At 35.6% G+C, this 22,463-nt stretch carries 19 protein-coding genes; 9 read left to right on the forward strand and 10 right to left on the reverse strand.

Annotated features, from left to right (window positions below):
• The first annotated feature begins 12 nt into the window (after positions 1-12).
• Genes DPQ89_RS07005 through DPQ89_RS07015 form a run of 3 tightly spaced genes read left to right on the forward strand, consistent with a single transcriptional unit; the run spans position 13 to position 4,202 of the window.
• A complete protein-coding gene (locus DPQ89_RS07005; RefSeq protein WP_127716210.1) occupies positions 13-1,149 on the forward strand; it encodes a hypothetical protein in 1,137 nt (378 codons plus the stop codon).
• The gene (locus tag DPQ89_RS07010) at positions 1,136-3,931 is read left to right on the forward strand and encodes a hypothetical protein (protein WP_127716211.1); all 2,796 of its coding nucleotides are present in this window, start codon (positions 1,136-1,138) and stop codon (positions 3,929-3,931) included. The genes DPQ89_RS07005 and DPQ89_RS07010 overlap by 14 nt, the downstream gene beginning before the upstream one ends.
• Positions 3,932-3,980: 49 nt before the next feature.
• On the forward strand, positions 3,981-4,202 hold the full coding sequence (locus DPQ89_RS07015; RefSeq protein WP_127716212.1) for a Kazal-type serine protease inhibitor domain-containing protein: 222 nt from the start codon (positions 3,981-3,983) through the stop codon (positions 4,200-4,202).
• On the opposite strand, the gene DPQ89_RS07020 is transcribed toward DPQ89_RS07015, so the two are convergent.
• Complete coding sequence (locus DPQ89_RS07020; protein ID WP_127716213.1) at positions 4,199-5,212, reverse strand: FAD-dependent oxidoreductase; 1,014 nt, start codon at positions 5,210-5,212, stop codon at positions 4,199-4,201. The genes DPQ89_RS07015 and DPQ89_RS07020 overlap by 4 nt on opposite strands.
• A 117-nt stretch (positions 5,213-5,329) precedes the next feature.
• Here DPQ89_RS07020 and DPQ89_RS07025 point away from each other — a divergent pair, with 117 nt between their 5' ends.
• On the forward strand, positions 5,330-7,639 hold the full coding sequence (locus DPQ89_RS07025) for a Tex family protein (RefSeq protein ID WP_127716214.1): 2,310 nt from the start codon (positions 5,330-5,332) through the stop codon (positions 7,637-7,639).
• Between the two features lie 37 nt (positions 7,640-7,676).
• Here DPQ89_RS07025 and DPQ89_RS07030 read toward each other — a convergent pair whose 3' ends face one another.
• Entirely contained in the window at positions 7,677-8,000 is a 324-nt protein-coding gene (locus tag DPQ89_RS07030; protein WP_127716215.1) for a DOPA 4,5-dioxygenase family protein, read from the reverse strand.
• A gap of 132 nt (positions 8,001-8,132) precedes the next feature.
• Here DPQ89_RS07030 and DPQ89_RS07035 point away from each other — a divergent pair, with 132 nt between their 5' ends.
• Positions 8,133-8,630: a hypothetical protein gene (locus tag DPQ89_RS07035; RefSeq protein WP_127716216.1), complete on the forward strand. Its 498-nt coding sequence runs from the start codon at positions 8,133-8,135 to the stop codon at positions 8,628-8,630.
• Positions 8,631-8,657: 27 nt separating this feature from the next.
• Here the strand turns inward: DPQ89_RS07035 and DPQ89_RS07040 are convergent, their stop codons facing one another.
• From DPQ89_RS07040 to DPQ89_RS07075, 8 genes are all read right to left on the reverse strand, one after another.
• Positions 8,658-9,473: a hypothetical protein gene (locus DPQ89_RS07040; RefSeq protein WP_127716217.1), complete on the reverse strand. Its 816-nt coding sequence runs from the start codon at positions 9,471-9,473 to the stop codon at positions 8,658-8,660.
• Positions 9,474-9,593: 120 nt separating this feature from the next.
• Positions 9,594-10,760: an ABC transporter permease gene (locus DPQ89_RS07045; RefSeq protein WP_127716218.1), complete on the reverse strand. Its 1,167-nt coding sequence runs from the start codon at positions 10,758-10,760 to the stop codon at positions 9,594-9,596.
• Between the two features lie 4 nt (positions 10,761-10,764).
• Positions 10,765-12,885, reverse strand: coding sequence for a 3-hydroxyacyl-CoA dehydrogenase NAD-binding domain-containing protein (locus DPQ89_RS07050; RefSeq protein ID WP_127716219.1), 2,121 nt, complete (start codon positions 12,883-12,885; stop codon positions 10,765-10,767).
• Between the two features lie 7 nt (positions 12,886-12,892).
• Entirely contained in the window at positions 12,893-14,188 is a 1,296-nt protein-coding gene (locus tag DPQ89_RS07055; protein ID WP_127716220.1) for an acetyl-CoA C-acyltransferase, read from the reverse strand.
• Positions 14,189-14,382: 194 nt separating this feature from the next.
• Positions 14,383-15,429, reverse strand: coding sequence for an OmpW family outer membrane protein (locus tag DPQ89_RS07060; protein ID WP_127716221.1), 1,047 nt, complete (start codon positions 15,427-15,429; stop codon positions 14,383-14,385).
• Positions 15,430-15,594: 165 nt separating this feature from the next.
• Positions 15,595-15,798 carry a Flp family type IVb pilin gene (locus tag DPQ89_RS07065; protein ID WP_127716222.1) on the reverse strand — a complete coding sequence of 68 codons (204 nt, stop codon included), beginning with the start codon at positions 15,796-15,798 and terminating at the stop codon, positions 15,595-15,597.
• Positions 15,799-15,846: 48 nt separating this feature from the next.
• Positions 15,847-17,238, reverse strand: a complete 1,392-nt coding sequence (locus tag DPQ89_RS07070; protein ID WP_127716223.1) for a hypothetical protein — start codon at positions 17,236-17,238, stop codon at positions 15,847-15,849.
• A complete protein-coding gene (locus tag DPQ89_RS07075) occupies positions 17,232-18,422 on the reverse strand; it encodes a glycosyltransferase N-terminal domain-containing protein (RefSeq protein WP_164848296.1) in 1,191 nt (396 codons plus the stop codon). The genes DPQ89_RS07070 and DPQ89_RS07075 overlap by 7 nt, the downstream gene beginning before the upstream one ends.
• Positions 18,423-18,717: 295 nt before the next feature.
• On the opposite strand from DPQ89_RS07075, the gene DPQ89_RS07080 reads away from it, so the two are divergent.
• From DPQ89_RS07080 to DPQ89_RS07095, 4 genes are all read left to right on the forward strand, one after another.
• Positions 18,718-19,566: a hypothetical protein gene (locus tag DPQ89_RS07080; protein WP_127716225.1), complete on the forward strand. Its 849-nt coding sequence runs from the start codon at positions 18,718-18,720 to the stop codon at positions 19,564-19,566.
• Positions 19,567-19,711: 145 nt separating this feature from the next.
• Entirely contained in the window at positions 19,712-20,893 is a 1,182-nt protein-coding gene (locus tag DPQ89_RS07085; protein ID WP_127716226.1) for a hypothetical protein, read from the forward strand.
• 53 nt (positions 20,894-20,946) lie between these two features.
• The gene (gene tmk, locus DPQ89_RS07090; protein ID WP_127716227.1) at positions 20,947-21,636 is read left to right on the forward strand and encodes a dTMP kinase; all 690 of its coding nucleotides are present in this window, start codon (positions 20,947-20,949) and stop codon (positions 21,634-21,636) included.
• A complete protein-coding gene (locus DPQ89_RS07095) occupies positions 21,626-22,453 on the forward strand; it encodes a hypothetical protein (RefSeq protein ID WP_127716228.1) in 828 nt (275 codons plus the stop codon). Before tmk ends, DPQ89_RS07095 begins: the two co-directional genes overlap by 11 nt.
• Positions 22,454-22,463 lie beyond the last annotated feature (10 nt).

Genomic DNA, 22,463 nt, shown 5'->3' on the forward strand with positions numbered 1-22,463 from the left:
GTAAGGCTAACTATGACACCAACTAAGAAAATTATCGCAACAGCAATAGGAATATCTTTAGTTTCGATGTCTACTTTCGCACAAGCAGTTAGCACAACAAGTAACGAAAATAAAAATAAAGATACAGATGTAAAGATTGGACTTGGACTTGGCGGCGTTAAATCAGACAGTACCCTTAATACAGCAAGCGTTATGGGTATTGGAGTAAGCGCATACGCTAAGTACTTTCTCACTCCAGAGCTTCATACAAGATTAAGCGCTGGAATGAATTTCGAGACAGGCTCTAGCTCAAGTGCTCGTGACAATAATATCTACACACCAAGCAATGGAAACTATCTTAAAGAGGCCTTAGTTTCGTACTCACCGCTAGAGCTAATTGAACTAGAAGGTGGAGTAATTAATCAATCTTTCCTAGATGCTCCAATGGTTGTAGACAAGAAAGGGTTCATTGCTGCCAAAGAGAAATTTCAATATAAAGTTTTAGATACATTATTTTCTGTAGTTGCAACACAAGCAATACCTAATAATAGAAATTTATCGCAAAGAATAGATGTAACTGAAGAAGGTGATCCAAGATTCTATGCTGAGTCTCTTGTAATAGATCAACAACTATATATTGGAGATATCAAATTTAGTCTTACTCACTTTGCTTATGACAATATTTCAAACTCTGTTGCCTATGAGTCTATCCTACTTGGTAACTCAGGAACACCTATTAATAAAGGAAACGGAGTCCTGGCCAATACTTATAGTGGATGGAATATCGATCTTAAGTACGCTTTTGATATATCTAATAACTACAAGTTAGAACTAAATGGAAATACATTAAAGAATACTGCAGCAAGTGAGAATAACTCGGCCTACAGAGCTGGAGCTAAACTTACTTATGCTTCTGAAGGTAATCGCTACTCACTTAAAATTGAAAACTTTAGCATTGATGCTGACGCCTCAGTGGCCTACTACAACTCTTCGAGATACGGGATGGCAAATAAAGAAGGAAATAGAATTAGATTTGAATACAAGAATATGCCTAAGCAAATAAATCTTGGAGCAGAATTAATTTCAAATAAAGTAATCAATCAAAATGTTTATCAATCAGATGAGACAGTAATACTCTTTAGCTTAAGGAAAACATATGATCTATTTTAGAAGACTTCTATCTCTTCTATTGTTAAGTGTACTTGTAGCAAGTTGCTCTTTTGGGGTAAAAGACAAAGAAGCATCGGCCAACAACTCACTACAACTCTCTTCATTTAGTAGAGTTAGTGCTCAAGCAATAGTCTCTGGGCAAAGCTCTCTAACGCAAGAAATTCAAGATGTGCGCTTCACTCTTAAAGCATGTCTAAAAGATCCTACAGGCGTAAGAGCATTGAATGCTAAAGAAGTATCAATCACAGGAATTAACGATAAGCTAACTACAGATGCAAGTGGTTGTGTCACTTGGTCAGAGATCAAAACAATCAACTACGGTGTTGCTCTAAACTGTTCAGAAGTTAATCGCACACTTACTCTTCCACAAGAGAGTGCAAGTATTAACTTGAAATATACTCTCGACCCTTCAAACCAAGTATTTACAAACCTAAGTGTAGCTGGAGCAAAAGGATGTCAGAATGTAAATAACTCTGCACTTACAAAGAATGATCTTGATAGCAAGCTTATTCTTGATGAAGTAAAGATGACAATTAAAGCAGCTTCTACACAACTTAAAAGAAGTGATGTGAAGTACCTAGAATACCAAATGGAGTTCTCTTCATGTGTTTACGCAAAAGCAACTAACACACCACTTAGAGATAGATTACTAGAGCTGACTTTTAACAATAGAGAAATCGAAGATACTCAGATAATTAAAGTTACAACAAATCATAAAGGTTGTTTTAAATATAGAAAAAAGTCTAGATATGTTCAACATAACTACTCACACTGGATGAATAGCGAATTAACAGTTCTTGTAAAAGAGGGTCCTTTAAAAGAAGAATCTATTTCAACAGGATTACTTTTAAACCCTTGGGATAATGACCTAGTAGATGCAAGATTTGGCAAAGCTGAAGAAAACCCAATCAAGCAAATGAATAAGTTTCAAATTGACGGGGTGATGTATATCTTAATCGGTAACAATGTTGATAACTTCACAGTTAACAAACACTTGAACCTTACAATTGCAAAGACTTATCAAATTGTGCTTAACCCGCGAATTGACAGAGGTCACAGATTCAATACTCCAAGATATGAGAGACTTGAGCAAGGTAGATTTAAACTAAAGTTCATGCTTCTTGCTCCTAATCACGCAGAGATGGAAATAGATTCTACAAACTTTGATGATTTCACTTTCATTACAGGAGCAGAAAAAGAAGTTGAAGTTGTAAATGGAACTATTAACACACTTATTGATCTTCCAATCAAAGTTGCAGACCTTCCTAGAATGGCACTGAGAACTGTTTCAATCTTCAAGCTTGAGCCAATTGACGAAGAAATTGGTCTAAAATCAAGTGTTGTTACAGGTTTCTTTAAAGCAAAGATTCCATGGATTAAAACAAATGTTATGAGTAACGAAGCACTTAATACAAGCAGTAAAGATGATGCGTCTTCGAGATATACTCCAGAGTCTCATAAAGCAACAACGACAAAAGTAAATTCAAGTATTCTTGATGGAAATATTAATGCAAAAGACTTCTTTGATATTGAGTCCCTAGAAGGTGTAGAGAAATCTGAAGAAGATACAAGAAAAACTCAATTTAAAAACTATGTAGATTATTTATTTGAAAACCTAAACTTCTTTACTGATAAAAGAGCATTTGCAAGTAAGTTCAAACCAAGTGCGCTTGAGATCTTTGCTTCTCAACAAGCTGCTACAAACGAAAACTTTAACCACTTACCAGTAGCAGATGCACAGAAACTGCTTAATACAAAGAATTTAGAAAACAGAATTATTCATATAGCTAAAACTTTTACTAAGACAGGAAAGCTAAATCTTCTAAGTAGTGGTGACACTAAATTACAAAGAGAAAGCTTTAAAAGACAACTATGTACTCTTGCTCTTGGGAAAGACAATATTACAGAACCTGGTGCATTTATAGGAACACGTGAAACAAGCGACTTTATCAATTGTGTAAAGAACCCTGAATCATATATGGGAATAGAAATAAAGAGACACGTCTCAAAGATTCACACGGTTAATCCTAAATATTCAAATGGATTTAACTTCAGTGTTGGCTCTAGGTTTTCAATCTATAAAGGAACAAGTGAATCAGAATACACAAGCATTAGATCTGGTATCGATGCCGCTGTAAAAATACCTTTTGGTGAGTTCTTTGGGCTTGGAATTAGACTATTTGATGTGTCTAAAGGAATAAACTACAACGACTACGAAAATCAATCTTTTGGTGATGATGTATCAGAAAGTAAGTCAATCGGTGTAGAGAAGTTTGTAATCGACGTAACAGCAGATTACAACCACTGTATTCTACTAAAGTCTAAAGCTTATAAGAATGCAACAGCGAGAAGAAGATCTCATAACTACGGAAGTAGCTATAGACCAAATAAGATTAAGTCATTCAAAGGTAAAGACTACTATGTATGTTCTAGACCATTTAAAGATACGATGGAAGAGTCTTGGTACTACCTGCAGTCATTTACTTCTGGAACTAGTTACTTTAGAGACTCTTTTGGCCCAACAGAAATAAAGCTTATAAAAGTCATCAGAGGATACAAGAACTACTTAAAGTTTAGAGATGTACTAAGAGATGAGAATAAGCACCTACTATATGTAGACTCAACTGGACTAGAGACTCCGGACAATAAAATCTACCACAACTGGAAACACCTAGTTGATGAAGAACAAATGAACTCAAAGGGTGATGAAGAGTCTAAGAGCGAATATGTTGACCTTGTCATTGATAATGTTGAAGGATCTCTTCCTGGAACGATAGAATAATCAAATTGTAAAATCTCCTCTTTCATATATAATATGATAGAGGAGCTATATGAAAAAGATACTACTTACCCTACTTTTATTTTCTGCATGCAGTACTGAACTCTCACCGAAGACGAAGACGAATTCCAAGAAAAACGCCCAAGAGTCCATTGATTCATGTGTATGCATGGAGATCTATCAGCCAGTTTGCGGCCGCGACGGAAATACCTACTCAAACTCATGTGTAGCACAGTGTAAGAAAGTAAAATTCACCCAAGGCGAATGTCCTTAGGGATTTATTTTATCAATTAACTTCTTGGCCAAGAAGAAGGAAAATGTATAACCATTCTTATACACACCGTGCATAGAATAGACTCCGTCTATAATTTCATCACAATAAGGCATACGCTTTCTTCCTTTGTGTCTCTTTCCATTTCTTATAATGGCCTTATCGAAACTAGGTATCTTCTCTTTAAAGAGATCTTTATAAAAATCATACTGCTCTTTAATTTCGACAAAATCAACGCTGTCCCACTGTGTATCTAAAGTTGTACCACCAATTAGTACTGTCTGATTAAAGTGTCTATAGACCATATTATGATGCCCAGAAGAGACTACAAAACTCTTCTTGCCAAGATTTACCCTTTCAAAAGTAATATAATCGCCAGCAATAGTCTTAGAGTAGCTTAAGTGAGCGTTTGTAAAGTTTTTAAAGAAATGGTTCGAGTATGCTCCAAGAGCACTGATGATAATATTGGCCTTATACTTCTTACCATTTAAGCAAGTGACAATTTTGTTTGAAGCAATATCAGTTATAACACTTTCAATCTTTCTAATGTCACATTTATTTATCTCTTGATCTAAAAACTCGCTTAACTCTTTATTATTAACGACAAAATTCTCTTCAGTAGCGCCTTGCAACTGAAGACCACAAACTTCTATATCGTAGAAGCTCTCGTGCCTACGAATAAATTTCTTTTTCTTATGTTCATCACTTGGCAGTAAAAAATAATGATCTCCAGGGTAGAAGCCTTTTAATTTAGATTGATACTCTTTTGTGTAATGAAAAGACTCAACAATCATATCACCTAAGTCACTATTACCTTTTGTTGTACCATTAAGGGAGACAACACTAGTTGTATTATCTGAACATGGTGCTAGCACTGAGTTTTGTGAAATTTGAGCTACTTTAAGACTGTCAAGGTCAAATTTTGAATTATTAGACATTTCAAACAGAATAGATTGAGCACAAATGCCATTTCCTAAAACTAAAATATCAAAAAATTCGTCATACTCAGTCATTTTCTTGGTTTCTCATTGTCAAAGTAGGTAGCTCTCATTATCGTATACGTTCAAATAAATTACTAAATTTAACACAGGGTTTCAACCTAAGAGACCAAATTTAAGGAGATTATTTAAATGGCAATTGATTCAAATGCAGTAGTATATGCTTCAACTAATACAGAAATTTCGGCCAAGCAGATCATGGCAGTTCTTAGTATGTTAATTGAAGAAGACTGCACTATTCCATTTATTACTCGATATAGAAAAGAGGCCACAGGTGGTCTTGACGAAGTTCAGATTAGAGATATTCAAGATAGCTATGAAGAGTATTTAGAGCGTGAAAAGAGAAGGGCCTTTATTCTTGAAACAATAAAGAAGCAAGAACAACTTACACCAGAGCTAGAAAAGAAAATCTTAGCAGCTCAATCAATAAATGTTTTAGAAGATATTTATGCTCCATTTAAAGTAAAGAAAAAGACAAAGGGAATGATTGCAACTGAAGCAGGACTTGCTCCTTTTGCAGATCTTATCTTAACGACAAAAGGATCTATGCAAGACCTTGCTAAAGAAGCCGTTAAGTTCATTAATCCTGAAAAGAAAATCGAATCCTTTGACCATGCCGTTAAAGGAGCTTGTGATATCATCATAGAGAAATTTGCTCATGATATCGAAATTAAAGAACAACTCAGAAAGGACTACTGGAGTGAGGCCCTCTTAAAATCTTCAAAAAGAGACAAGGCCGAAACAATCAAAGACTTTGAAAAGTATAAAGACTATTTCGAATTTGAGCAGAAAGTATCAGAGCTAAAAGATCCAAAGGCATCCCACAGGTTCTTAGCAATGAGAAGAGGAATGACTCAAAAGATCCTCAAAGTTGAAGTTTCATTTCCTGAAGAAGTAGCAACAGGGCTGATTAAAAAGAAATACTTTGATGATGAAGCGTTAACACTTGTAAATGTTCTTTTGGATTGCTCTAAAAAAGCATTCAACAACTATATTCATAGCTCACTTGATCTAGAGATGAAAACAGACTTAAAGAAATTATCTGATGAGTCTGCAATTGATGTATTTGGTGTAAATTTAAAAAACCTACTACTGCAACCGTACCTAGGCTCAAAGACAGTACTTGGAATGGACCCAGGTGTTCGTACAGGAGTAAAACTAGCTATTGTTGATAAAACAGGGAAATTCATCGTTGATACAGTTGTTTATCCACACCCTCCAAAGAATCATGAAGTTGAATCCGCAAAAATAATTGAGGCCATGATCGAACAATTCAATGTTGAATATATTGCAATTGGAAATGGTACTTATGGAAGAGAAACTCTTGCCATTGTAGAAAAACTTGTTCCTCAAGTTAAGGCAGGAAAAGTTAAGGCCACAATGATTTCAGAGGCCGGAGCATCAATTTACTCTGCTTCAGAGATAGCTAGAAAAGAATTTCCAGACAAGGACCCAACTGTTAGAGGTGCGATTTCAATTGCGAGAAGATTCCAAGACCCACTAGCAGAACTTGTAAAAATTGACCCTAAATCTATTGGGGTTGGTCAATATCAACACGACGTGAATCAAACAAGACTTAAGAAGTCACTTGATGGAGTCGTAGAAAGTTGTGTGAACTATGTTGGTGTTGATATCAATACGGCCAGTGCACCACTTCTATCTTTCATTTCGGGAATAGGACCTAGCGTAGCAGGAAATGTTGTAAAGTTCAGAGAAGAAAAAGGCGGTTTTAAAAATAGAGAAGAGATCCTTAAGGTCTCTAGATTTAGTCAAAAAGTATTCTTACAAGCGGCAGGGTTCTTAAGAATATATAACGGAGAAAATCCGCTCGATAGTACCTTTATTCACCCCGAAAGATATGACTCTATCACTAACTGGTGTAAGAGCAATTCTATTGAAGTAAAAGACCTTCTTGAAAATAATGAATACATCTTAAAGATGGAAAAAGATCAGAAGTTTAAAGAAGAGATCGGTGAATTCACCCATGCAGATATAATCAAGTCACTTCGATCACCTTCTCAGGATCCTAGAACTGAATTTAAGACAACTGAATTTAGAAAAGATATATCTAAGATTTCAGACCTTAAAGAAGATGAATGGTATCCAGGAATAGTTACAAATATTACCCAATTTGGTGCCTTCGTTGATATTGGTATCAAAGAAAATGGACTACTACATATATCTCAAATAGCGGACAAATTTGTTGAAAACGCTCTAGAAGAGTTAAAAGTAGGTCAAGAGCTTAAGGTTCGAGTCAAAGAAGTTGATCTTCAAAGAGGTAGAATATCTCTATCTTGTAAGAGTGATGACGGTAAAGCAGAGTTTAAATCGAGGCATGATTCAGGGCCAAGAACAAACTCAAGACCAAAGTCGCAACCACAAGCACAAGCTCCTTTAAAGAACAATGCTTTCGCGGCCCTTAAAGGAATGAAATTTAAATAACTCATTTTTAACTGCTCCTAAATAGGAGCAGTTAAACTTATTTAAATATCGACAAATTCAACTCTCTAATCTCACCCATCCAAATTGCATAATCTCTATGATCTTTTAAGTCATCACCTGTGACAGGATGGGAAAAGACAATTAGATCCTTTCTCTTAAGCGCAACAAAGCTTAACACATCTCCAAAGAGATCAGGTTCTACAAGTATTTGAACACTCCACATAGGGTGTGGACCAACATTCTTTTCGTGAAAACGACCAATTGAGACAGAGAATTTAGTAGAAATAAGTTCACACAACTCTTTGGCATAATGTATGGACTCACTTGTATAGTATAGATGTATATGGAATTCTTTAATCATATAAGCATTATATCAAAATATTAAAAAAAGAGTACCTTAGACATATAAATATTCTTTATAACACCACTAAAAGTAATTTAATTTTCTTTATACCTTAAAGCTCCTATATTCTTGCCTAACAAAGGAGAACAAATGAGAACAAAGAAATTACTTACAATCTTAACACTATTATTAACAACACAAATTAACGCTGAGGAAACAAGCTTTACTCGTATCATTAAGGATGAAACACATAGTTCACAGATAATACTAGATCTGGAATCAGTTAGATGTTCTGGCCTCGGATACGGATTAGAGGAATTAAAAATATCTGTCCCATCTCTTAAATGGAGTGCCATTTTCGATCACTCTAATAACGATAATAGAGGGCCATGTGTAACGGCAGGAACAAGGTTTTGCTCTTTTCTAGATCCAGAAGGAATACCTGATGTTCTTCTTGATCCAGAAAATCCTAGAGAAAATATTCAGGTACGTGTTTTCTTAGAAGAAAGGTTTGATAAAAAAGAAAACCATTGCACTAGAACATTAGAAGAAAAAGTAGAAACAAATGTTAGAGGCATTGATTTTACACACTCTAGAATTAAAGATATTGGAACAATTGATTTAGAAGAATGTAACAGACTATTTTAAAATATTGAGCACGCAACAACGTGCTCTTTAGTTTTCAAAGCCACTAGCAGAAGTTTTCTCTCCAATAGAAGAGGACGTTGGAACCGCATAAGGAGTTCTTACTCTTTTAAAATCTGAAAGTGTTGACGTAGATCGCTTATAGTGAAACCCATTACAATAACCTTGATCCTGACCATGTAGAAAACAATCTGAATCTTGTTGTGCACTTGTATCCTCAGCTTTTTTCATACAGAAATCAATTGATCCTACAGCATCCCCTACTGAATCTAAACATTGCTTATAGGCCATAAATTGCTCTTTTTGACTCTGTTTTTCATAGAACCTATCATCAATTGCATTTACTGCTAAGTCTCTACAAATATACATGGCCTGATCCTGCTCTATACAATCTGCAACGAGCTGATCATATCGGTAACAAGACTCCTCATCTTCGAATGGACAATTTGGATTATCCGAGGCCTTAGAAGTTGGTTGCTTAGTACCTTTCGCCTTTTGTCTTAAAAACTTATTCTTCTTAATATCTAATTTAGATTTAATGACATTCGTTTTACATTTATATTGATATCTCTGTTCAATATTCTTACAACTTTCAAAGTCCTTACTCGTCAGTGGCTCAATATCTGGATAACCTTTTTCAAGATAGGCCATATAGACCTTCTTATTCATTCTTATAATACTTGTACAAATTGATCTTTTCTCTTCTTTACCAAAAGTACACTCTTTGAGCTCACTTTCAGTGATGATTATTGGACCACCAACTTTCACCTTTAAAACCTTAGATTCTGTAGCATTAACAACTACAAAGGAAGAAAGCATAGATATTAAAAAAATCTTCTTAAACATTCTCGTCTCCAAATTACTTGACACTTTTGTATCGGACTATTTTGATAAAATATTTAAGAAAATTTCACTGATCCAGAGTATGCCCCATAAGCTACTGAAAATATTGCACAAAGAGATGAATTACCCGATTGATCTGACATAGTCGAGATAGCTACTTTCTTCTTTTTTAAATTGAATAATAGCAAGAGCGCTAAAAGTTATAGAGATAAAATAGGGAATGATAAAAGAAAGTAGAACACCTTTTAGTGTTATAAAAACGGGAATTTGTCGATCGACGAAAATATCAGGCATTATATTTGGCGCATATACTTTCATAAGCCCAAGAAAAATAAAACCAAAGATGAGGCCACCAACAATACTTCCAAGGGTTGTTGCATTTAAAAAGACTTTCATTGCAAATTCTAACTTCTTTTTTGAACTACCTAATATCCAAAATGACACTAGATCCCCTTTTACCTTACCTAGAAATATCATTAGTCCCGAGGTAATACATAGAGATACTAACAAAGTCATTCCCGTAAATAGAAAGAGCATTACAGAGTTTTCAAGCTTTAATGCCCATACCAAATTTCTATTCTTATACTCCCATGTCTCTAACCGAGCTCTTCCAGAGAAGTTAGTATCCAGCATCTGCTGTAATTCATCGGCATCAACATCCTTATAAAGCCTAAATCGGTTGACAGCTCTTTTACGAATTAAGTTTTGTACAACAGGTAACCTAACCCAAGTATTAAACATGTCAACTTCAGGAACGTCAGTTCTAATGATAGAAGAAATCGTAACATTTAATAAACGAGGAATATCATCAAGAAGACTGTCCACATGAGAGGGAGAAATAAAAGCGACATCATCACCGGCCATAGCAGAAACCTTATAGGCCAAATCAGTTCCAATGATAACACTTTCAAGATCTTCTTTATTTAAAAATTGTGGAATACTTCTAGTTGTATCAATCCCCCTAAGGATAACAGGGGTAATAAAATTTAGATGTCTTAAAAGTAATTCAATCTCATATTCAACACTAGGTCTGTAGTGCTTATTAACAAGTTTATTATAGAGCAAGTCAACATCTTCATCTGTGAAATCTTTTAAATAGATTACAGCACTACCTTCTATAGACTTAGATCTACCTGTTAATTTATTCTGAAGTCCTCCCATTGTGCTTTGGAGAACAAGAAGGGCAAAGCTAGAAATAAACAAACCAACGATTGCTAAAAATAACAATCGCTGGCGAGTTTTTGCTTTATAAATATACGAAAAGAAATATCGACAAAAGTTTAAGATCATCTAATTAGATATCGTAGAACTTTTTCTTATTTGCCGCTAAATCTTTTAAATAAGCACACGGTGTGTACCTATCTTTATCAACTGAAGAAGCGCGCTTTTCCATTGCCTCAATTAATCGATCAAGACCTTCTGAATCAGCATACTTTAGTAGACCACCTCTAAATGGAGGAAAACCAATACCAAAAATTAAACCCAAATCCACATCAGCAGCGGTATCAACAATACCATCAGCTAAAACAGTTGCGGCCTCATTTATCATTGGAAGGAAGATTCTTAATTGAATCTCAGTTTCATCCATTTTCTTCTTTGTAGCCGGAAGTAGTGCTTGAACCTCTTCATTTACTCCTTCAACCTTTCCTTTTTTGTCATATAAGTAGAAACCTTTTTGATTCTTCTTACCTAAGAAGCCTTTCTCAGTTAATAAAGAAGAAATTGGTGAAGATTTAACTCTATCTCCAAGACCATCATGGATGATCTTCGCAACTTTTTCACCAACATCTATACCAACTTCATCAAGAAGACGACAAGGCCCCATCGGCATACCAAAATTCAAGCATGCATCATCAATATCTTTCATAGGCACGCCTTCATTTAGAAGAAAACCAGCTTCATTCATAAATGGCATAAGAATTCTATTCACTAAGAAACCTGGTCCATCCTTAACGATAACAGGAGTCTTTTTTACCTTCATACACCAACCATAAAGGGCCTCAAGTGTTTCAGGAGCAACTTTATCATGAGTAATGATTTCCACTAATGGCATCATATGAACAGGATTGAAAAAATGAAGTCCTGCAAAACGTTCAGGCTTTTTAAGGGCCGTACTCATTTCTTGCACAGAAAGTGAAGATGTATTTGAAGTAATAATACAATCGTCCCTAACTTCTCCTTCAAGTTCAGAAAAAACACTCTTTTTGATATTCATATTTTCAACAATGGCCTCAATAACAAGGTCCACTCTTGGAAATCCTTCATAACCTGTTTGACCTTGGATTGATCTTTGCTTTCTCACAAATTCATCTTGAGTAATTCTCTTACGCTTAAGAGCACCACTAAAATTCGAAGAAGATTGCTTAAATCCCAGTTCTAAAGCCTCGACAGTTAAGTCTTTCATAATAGGGGCCATACCATTGTCGGCCATAAGCCATGCAATTCCCCCACCCATTGTTCCAGCACCAAGTGCCGCACCTTTTTTCAATTTTGGAAGTTCCTTAGAACTTTTTGGACCAGAATATTTCTTAGCAGTTTCAGTCATAAAGAAGATATGCTGTAAGTTCTTACTCTGCTCACTAACGCACAACTCTCCGAAGGCCTGAGCTTCTGCCGAAAGATAACTAGACCTTCCCTTCATAATCCCTGCTTCCATTACATCAAGAATTTTCAATGGTGCTTGGTAGAACCCCTTAGTCTTCTTTAAAACATTCTCTCTGGCCTTTTGAAAAATAATTTTCTTAGCAAAGAAGTTATCACTTGCTATATTTTCCAAAGATTCTTTAAGGCCCGATTTCTTTTCAACTTCATTAAAATGAAATGAAGCCATTGTCTTAACTCTTTCTTTTGGATAGACACCGGCCACTAATCCAAGTCTCTTGGCCTTCTTTGCCTTTAACATCTTTCCAGTTAGAATGACATCTAATGATTTTGGAAGCCCAATCTTTCTTGGTAGTCTATATGTTCCACCAAAACCAGGAATCAGACCTAACTTAACTTCTGGTAATCCTAACATTGTTCCCTTGTCATCCGAGGCAACAATATGCTTACAAGAAAGAGATAATTCAAGACCTCCTCCAAGGCAAACACCATGAACAGCGGCTACTGTTGGACATTTCAAATCTTCAATCTTGTTAAAAATTGTCTGTCCAGCTTCTGCTCCATTTGCACCATCAGCTTCAGTTTTCATTGAGGCAATAAGATTTATATCAGCGCCTGCAATAAAGCATCTGTCTTTATGTGTCCAAAAAACAACTCCTTTTAGAGACTTGTCCTTGTGTAGTTCATCAAGAACATTAGAGAGCTCTTGTAGAGTTTCTTCATCTAGAGTTGTCATTGATTTTTTACAATTGTAACCAAAACCAATGTAAGCAACCTGCTCTTCCATTTCAAAACTTATTTTCTTAGTTTCCATATACTACCTACTTAATTAAATTTTCAATAATGCAGGCACCACCTTGGCCCCCACCGATACATAGAGAAGCGATACCTTTGTCCGCTTTTCTTCTTTTAAGCTCGTGCATAAGAGTCACAATCAATCTAGAACCTGTTGATCCAACAGGGTGACCTAGAGCAATTGCTCCACCGTTTACATTTAATTTTTCAGAAGGAATTTCTCCAAGAGCTTTATCAAGACCAAATTTTGCAGCATACTTATCTTCTTTACATGCCATAGTTACAGCAAGCAATTGAGCTGCAAAAGCCTCATTGATTTCTACTAAGTCCATATCTTTAACAGTAAGCTTTGTTCTCTCAAGAGCGCCATGCATAGAAAGAAGAGGTCCCATCCCCATTCTCTCAGGCTCTAGGCCATGAAAGTGATAATCTACCATTCTAGCGATAGGCTCTAAGTTATACTTTTTAACTGCTTCTTCACTAGCAAATAAAAGCGCCGATCCACCATCAGTAATTGGACATGCATTACCAACTGTAACTGTACCAGATCTCTTTTCAAAGTAAGGCTTCATTTTAGCAAGACCTTCCACAGTAGAATTCTCACGAGGTCCAACATCATTAGAAAGAAGCTTATTAAGTTTTTCCCCAACTAGAAGTGGTAGTATTTCATCATCAAATTTTCCGGCCTTTTGGGCAGCTACAGCTCTATGGTGAGATGAGTTAGCAAATTCATCTTGCATGAGTCTTGTAAGGTCAAACTCTCTAGCTAAAACTTCAGCTGTTTGCCCCATATTCATTCCACAAAATGGATCCGTTAAACCTTGCTCAATGGCAATAATAGGAGAAAGAAAAGGAGGTCTAAAAGCACTAATTGCCTTAAGCTTATCCGACACTGTTCTTGCCTTCATCACATTGACGAATAACTCAGTCATTTCTTTACCGTATATAAGTGGCATTTGAGACATATTCTCGACTCCACCAGCAACGATTAAATCACTTCTTCCACTAGCAATCTTCAAGAAAGCTTGTGAAACTGCTTCCATACCAGAAGCACAATTTCTATGCACTGAGTATGCAGAAGTTTTCTTGTGTAATCCGGCTTCAAGAGCAATCACACGAGAAATATTTGGATACTTCGCAGGTGTTCCTGTGTTTCCAAAAATAACTTCATCGATACAATCATAAGGGATGGATGTCTTATCCATCATATGACTAACTAAGTACGCTCCCAAAAAAGGTGCGTCCACATCTTTAAGATCGGCGCCGGCCTTCGCATGAGGTGAGCGTTTGCCATCTATAATATAAACAGGTTTCATGGCCATCTTTTCTCCTCTATTAATTAGTTATGAGCTAAAAGCTTGTAATAAAAAGATTTATCTCAAAAATCATAGAGCAAAAATAGATAAAGGAAAAGGAAATAGAACAAAAAAAAGAGGGAGTAGCGCCACACTACTCCCACTTTAAACCGAGAAGAAAAACTATCTACATAAACCGACGTAATACGTCGGAAGATGGATTAAAACTTAATAATAAGTGCTGCGTTAAGAGACATATTATTCGCCTCTTCAATTGCAGTACCTACATTCTCTAACCTTTGCTGATCAGGGTTAGTATTTGTTGAAGCACTTTGTGAGTTAAATGAGCTCCCAAAAGACTTCATATACTTAAACTCAAGACCTGCACCGATTGTTTCACTAAAGTGAATCTCTGCACCTGCATTAACACTTCCTGAGACAAACGATGATGCGAAATTCTCATTACCAAGTTGTACAGAACCTAGATTATATTGAGTATTATTGTCGTAACTTAAATCATGTCTATTATACCCAAGCCCTGCTCCAACAAACGGTCTAATTTGTGACTCAGTTGTAATGAAGAACTTAGAAGTCAGCTCTAGAGAAAGTCTCTTATAAGACATCTCTCTTCCTTGACCATAAGTATTTGTGTAACCCGGATTATAATAAGTTCCATAAGTCGGGTTGGTACCAGAGTACTGGTTAGAAACGTCAGTTATGCCCATATTTGCAAAACCTACACCTACACCAACACTAAATCTCTCATGAACTTGAGACTCTACGGCAACACCAATATTTAAACTTGACTCTAATTCAAGTCCATTTTCACCTGTAATGTTCAATACACCTACAGTTGGTATAACTTTATTCTTCTTCTCTGTGCTCTTTACTTCAGCAACTGGAAGTGGGGCCACAACTTTCTTTTGAGTTGCAGCTTGAGAGACATTAACTTGGTCGAAATTTTGTCCGCTAAATGCTGACTGTAATTTGTTAGCAAGCTTTTGCTCTTCTTGTAGTCTGATATTTTCAATTTTCTTTTGAACCATATCCTCATTTCTTTGCTCTAATTGCTTTCTGAGTTTTTCGATTCTATCAGCAGCAGTTTCTTGCTTTGGAGCTTGAAAAGTTCCATTGATGTCGATTTGCTCAGAAGATAATACTGATTGAGCATCATCTAATAGAGGATCTGATTGACCAAGTACAACTGGTGAACTTAGTCCCATAGCTAGCAGCATTAATAATGCTTTTTGTGAGTGGCGATTTTTCATAATAATTCTCCTACAATGGTTAACCTCAATGTGAGGAACCTGTTTAACGCATAAAGTCGTATTCCATTGTTTTATATCAAATCTAGAGAAAAATAGGGAAAATACCGCGATGCGTTGTAAAATTTACAATCTAGAGAAAATACACAATGTAAAATCAGTAAGTTACTAGCGTCTAATGGTAAAGTAGCGGAGATCTTCGAAGTTAAAGGCCCTTTCAAAGGTACAGATTATGGCCTTTGACTGAGGTGCACAGTTCTTGGCCTCGCCAAGGATTGATGTTTTAACAATATCCATCACAGACATAAGCATAGTTACGACTACGGCTATCATTAATACATATTCTACTGAGGTCTGGCCTTTATTATCCATACAATCATTATAGTATATTTTTAATAAAATGAAATAGGGCCGATTAGACTATAAAAATTGCTGGGCCTCTTTAATATCTACCATCGCTGTAAGAAGACCAAGTTGAGCGTCTTTATAAGGTCCAAAGTAGAAAACATTATCTAACTTACTCTTATAGAGTGGATTGGCAGAATCGTATATTTTCGTCTTTTTAGGTAAGTGAATATTTGATCTTTCAAAGAAGTTCAAAGGTTCAGAAATAAAAACTTCATCCCCAAAGTGGAATTCTTCCACGGCCTCATATTGAATTTTCTCGCCAAGAACATAGTGCAAATCGTCCGAAAGCCAATCTCTTAAAGAAGATTTGAAGAAATCTATTTTTTGACCTTTTCTCTTTAGGACAAATTGTTGAGCACGTGCCATAGATTGATCAGAAATATTATCAAGAACAATTAAAGACTGATCAGTTCCAATTCTATTATCTCTAACTAGAATATGAACCCCTTTAGATAAGTGACTTTGCTCATAAAACTTCACACTGCTAACAACATTCTTATAACACTTATTATCTGGCCTAACTTTTAGTGGTAACTTTTCAGGCAGACCTCCGAGAAGAGCGACTCTGGCCGGGTGAATAATTCCTTCAAAACTAGCAAGTTCGAGACTCCATGGACTTCTTTTATAGAACTTCCACTCTCTAACGTGAGTCCTCTTTAGCTGACCACCCCGACTCTCAAAAAGTGGTAGTATCTCTTCAATTATTTTATCTTCATTTAATAAATAGAAAGGAGATATTAAGCAATGAAAGAGATGGAAAATCTCAAGATCACTTGAGGCTATCGACATTCTACTTTGATAAAAGCTCTTGGCCCCGTAAATTAAACTCTTATAATCCCAATGATTTGAAGTATCTAAAATCATTCGACGAATATTTTCTTTAAAGAGAGTAAATATTTTTTTTAATTCAACTGGGCAGTGATTTAAAAAAGTATCAATAGACAGGTTTTGAAGATTACTAAAACGACATGCATTTCGCCCCATCCTATGACAAAAAGAAAGAAACTCCACATCAAAAGATTCTTTCTTCTCGGTATCTAAGTCGACTCCAAACTCTCCATCAATGGCAAGAAAGAAGTTTGGAAACTTCCTACTGAGTTCATAGAGATTTTCAAATGGAGAAGCTCCTAGGACAAGCTTGGTTTTATTAATATAGAAATGAACATCTTGTTGAGAGAGAAACCTATCTATATTTATGAGAGGTTCTAACTTATTATCCTCACCCCAAGTTTTCAGAAAAACTCTTTCTAGTTCTGATAATTGTCTCCCAAAGAGTCCGCCATACTTAATTCTTTCATCATCAAGAATTAGAATCTTTTGCTTCTTAGATAGCAGATCAAATCCAAAAAGATAGGATAGGTAATTGTGCCCTATTACGGCCATATCTACATTTTTCTCTAACATATTAACTTGTCCAACAATTCTTTATATTTCTTACGATGATTGTCTATTATTTTGGCCCTCTTGGTAAGTTCTTTTTTTCGATCATACTCACCTAACTTATCAAACAAGCTAGGTAACTCCTGCACAAGGCGTATATTCTCAGAACCTAAATCATTAATGAAGTCATACTCAGTTGATCTATGTGTTCTAGGCCCACAATAGATCATAGCTCCTGCCAAGTAGGGCTCTAAGACTGAATGAATACTTCGCCCATGCCCGCCGCCTATAAAACAGTGAGAAAATAGTGAAAAGCTCTCTAATAAAACCCCTGGGACGGGGTTAATAATAACCCTACCAGGAATAATTTCTTCACCTTTTTTTAAAATTTGATAAGGAAGATTAGGAGCAAATTTATGAATACTTTCAATGATTGAGTTTATGAACTCATCTGACAGACCATGAGGAGCAACTGAAACAAAAATTTCCGAGTTAATTATACTTTTAATAAATTTTTCATTTTTAAAAACTTCCATCTCATTTGGCCAAGCTGAACCTAGGATTAGACAAGTCGAAGGGTCTCTATTTTTTAAAAGACTTATATAATTATCCAGCTGGGAACGAGATTCTAGGGTCGAATTAGCAAGATCTAGCCTCTTTGAAATTTGCAAAATACGAAACTCAAACTCAACTACATTCTTAATTCCTAATTTATTAAAGAGGGCCACATCTTTAGTACTGGCAGCATAAATAAAATCGTAAAGAGAAAACTTACTGAAGCTCAAATGACCTGACTTCTCTTCTTTATTCTTTAATGATCCACTTAGAAGATAGAATTCAACATCTCTTCTGGCGCCATAGAGCATTAATTCACTAAAAAAGTCATAACGGCACATATACAACTTCTTAGCAGTTACCCAATCAGAGAACTTAAAAAATGGAAAATTGAGTAGGGCCAAGCGGTAAACTCGAAGGTTTTCAAACTGCTCATTCAATCTTAAACATCGTCTCTCTACTGAGTCAGACGTAAATACGATTTCAACTAATTTTGAATTCTCCAGAAGATCTTGAACTAGAACCATACATTGTTCTAACTCGCCCTCGCTAGATACGTGAAAACAGGCATCGGCTTGCCTTGAAATGTCTTTAAAAGACGGCAATTCATTATTGCGTCTTTCAAAATCTCTTCTAAGCCTAAGTTTTGGCACAAAGATGATAATCACCCTTGAAATTGGATATAAAAAGTATCTCAGAATATGGATTACGTACTGCAGTAACACGTAAGTATTTAACTTCATTTAAAAACTGTCTCAAAATGGTGTCAAACTGTCATTATTTTTGTTCAGCCCTTTTTATTTTGTCTAATTTTTGTCAGAAAATAACTTTTTCTTACATCTACTAGTAAGAATGACCTATAAACAAATTAATCATTGATATTTCATTTAAAAAAAGAGAAAAAACTTAACGGCAATATATCGGATAAAAATAGTAAGGAGAGAATATATGAAACTAACGGCACTAGTGGCGTTATTTGCAGCAATCACAGTATCATCTGTTTCTGCGGCAGAGACAACGGTAACAACAACGACTACAAATTCAAGCTCTAGCAGCCTGGCAAGCTTTTACAACACAGTAAAAGAGTCACCTTTTTCAATGGCATACCTAAATGATACTTATTCACAGTATAATATTGATGGTTTCACTTCTTACCACTACCTATATGCACACTATAAGTTAAACGCAAATAACAGACTATCTGTTATTCCTGCATTTAAAACTGACTTTAAAAAGAATTTCGAAGGAACAAGTGAGAGAGTAAATCATACTTCTTACCACTCAACTCAACTTAGATACTCTCTAAGTAATATCCTTACAACTGAAGATCACGGTGTAAATCTTTCTGCTCAAGCAAGATACTATGTTTATTCAAAAGATAATGCTGAAGCGACTGGATCAGATGGATACGGGAGAATTATTCTTTCTGCGTCTAGATCACTAGGAAAGAACACTCTTTCTCTAAGTACAGATTCTGTTGTATATAATAAGAACTCTTCTTCAGCAGCTAACACTCACTACAATAAGATCGGTGTTGGTTACGGATATCAATTCAATGACATCTTTTCTGCCTCAACAAGCATGAACTGGTACAAATTTGATTCAAATAACTCTGATGCCTTTACTGAATATTCTTATTACTCAGTAGGCCTAGACTTCGCAACTCCAATTGGATTAAGTATTTCTCCATATATTGAAGGTGTTGTTACTCAAGCTAAAGATGGAAGAGACGGACTTGCTTCTGATATTGTCAGAAACTCAAGTGTTGGTGTTTCATTCTACTATAGCTGGTTCTAGAAACTCCTCAAATTTAACACTTTAAAGCGACCATTTTGGTCGCTTTTTTTTGGCATTTTTTTCCCCTACTGTTCTACTCACCTATGTCTCTAAAAACTTTTGAAAACTCACCGATAAGCTAGTGAGTTTTTAAAAGGAAATCGACATGTCAAATGCACTATTAAAAGAAGATATCGAATCAGTTACAGAATTATTCTTAAATCAAGAACAATTAGAGTCTGGACAGTATGCTTTAAGTGAAGTTTTTCATCTATCAATTGATGAAAAAGAATATGGTCCAATATGGCAACAGGACATAAAAGAATTCCTACAAAGAACAAATAATTTAAATGAACAAACAAAACTTAAATCCCTGGACTCACAAGACTGGCAAGGTATTTACGATCACCCACTATTTCAAAGAAGAAGACCACAACTTGTATCGACTCACTCACTTGATGAGCAAGAAACAACTTTTCAAGTACTAAAAGACGGTCAAGTAAGAGGACCCTTTACTTTATTTGAGATATCTTCAATGGTTGAAAAAAATGAAATTCTACTAGTAGATGAAGTCTCAATAGACGAAGGTGCAAGCTGGGGCCATCTTTATGAGATAGAAGAATTTGATAGAAGAACTCTTAAATCAAACGAACAACTACCAAACTTACCAAAAGAAGAATTCTTAAACTCTAGACCTTCAAGTACCGTTCAAGATGAAAAAACAAACCTCATTGCTGGGCTAGCATATATTGGAAACCTTAAAACAGGTAAGGCCAAGGCAAAAACCAATGAAGCTTCAAACATTGGAAGTAATGATGAATACGAATTCAATTCTGACAGCGAAATCGAAGCAAGCTCAAGCTCATCAAAAATTATATGGGCCGTACTATTTGTAACTTCACTTGCAGGACTTTACTTTGTTCTATCAAGTTGGAATACGCCTACAGATAATTCAGATACGCAAAATGCAATTACAACAAATTCAAGCGATAACACCAACACTTCTCAAGTGCAAAAAGCAAAGATGCTAAAACCTGTTAAACTAAAACCTACTATTATAAGACCTAGTATAGAGAAATCATCAAAGGTAAATGATAGACCAACTTCATTCACAAGAAGTAAGGCCTTTAGACAAGCTGCTCAAAAAAAGAAAATGGCAGATGATGCAAGAATCACGCAAGAAAATGACGACTACTACTATGATGACAACACCGATCCAGTTGAACTAGATCCAGTAAGAAGAACACTTAGCAAGGAAACTATTGACCCTGAATTCCAAGATGAATTTATGGACGAAGAGAGAGCTCCTGCGTCAGACGAAGTGTTTAATGAAGAAGCTGAGTTTTAAAAAAATCATAAATCTTGTGACTTCATGATCTTATTTATGATAAAAATAAGGTCATGAAAGAAATAAATAGAGAATTAGTACAACAATTTAGACCACCTGCATTTCCAGGCTCATTCTTTTTAAGTTTTGAAGGGATTGAAGGAGCAGGAAAATCCACACAAATAATTAGACTAAAAGAATATCTTGAGCAACAAGACTTTCGTGTTTTAATTCTAAGAGAACCTGGCGGTACTCCTTTTGGTGAAAAACTTCGCCAAGCTATTCTAAGCTCAACAACAGAACTTGAACCAATAGCAGAAGCCTATCTCTTTGCATCATCAAGAGCGCAACTTTTAACAGAAGTAACCCTAAAAGAATTAAATACACCTGGCACAGTCGTTATATATGATCGATACATTGACTCTTCAATTGCTTATCAAGGTATGGCAAGAGGCCTAGGAGTTGATACAGTACTTCAAATTCACAATGTATTCCCGCTAAATCTAATGCCACATAAGACGTTCTATCTACAAATCTCTGCGGACACATCATTAGGTAGACAGACCATGAGAAATGCCCCTAAAGACTACTTTGAAGTTAGAGGAAAGGCATTCTACGAAAAATTAATTGATGGCTACAATACTTCAATTGATCTCTTTAGCGATAGAATTTCTGTTATTGATGGCAATAGAAGCTTAGATCAAGTATTCGAGTCTATTAAAGAACAGATCAACGAATTAATTTTCAAAAAAGATGAACAGTAGTCTTATAGAAGATAAGCTTCAGCAAAAGCTATTTACCTTGTGGACTCAAGGCAAGCTCGCTCATTTCTATATACTTCAGGCACCCTCAACAGAGATTGAACCAAGAGAGTTTCTCAAAAGTTGGTGTAATAGTTTTATCGCTAAAACCATTGCGCACCAAAGAGGTACTTCAAAGGAGCTCGCCCTTGAAACAATTGAGGCCGGACATGGGGACCTTCTTTATGTCACCAAGGAAAGTGAGACACAGAACTACAGTATAAAAGAAGATACATTTGACGAATTCTTTAGATTTCAGAATTTTAAAAATATGGAATTATCTCAAAGGTTTATCGTAATAGATGATGCCCATTCTATTACGAAAGTCTTGAGCAATAAATTATTAAAAACCTTAGAAGAACCAGCTCCTAACACTACAATCTTCTTACTTAACCCTAATCGATTTGAAGTCTTACCTACCATCACATCTAGAGCGATAACTCTTAGAATTGTTGGGCAAAACAGAGTCGACACAAGTACTGAGCTAAATACATTTTCGAAATATCTAGAGCAAATGTCTTTTGAGGATGGGTTTATTACACTAATTGCTCGTTACGAAAGAGATCAACAAGGTCTGGCAGAAATTATCGAATACTTAAAGAAGAACAAGGAAATTGAGAGAGGGCTCATCGATACTTTGACTCAGTATATTATTTATTCAAAAACAGACTTCCAAGAAGTTGAAAAATATCTTGATGCTATTAAATGGTATGAACAAGCAACTACCTTTAATAACTACTCAGCAGAGAAAATGACGGGAATACTGCGTCACATCAGATAATTTTAAGATG

Source organism: Halobacteriovorax sp. HLS, assembly GCF_004006665.1.
In the GTDB taxonomy this organism is placed as follows: Bacteria; Bdellovibrionota; Bacteriovoracia; order Bacteriovoracales; family Bacteriovoracaceae; genus Halobacteriovorax.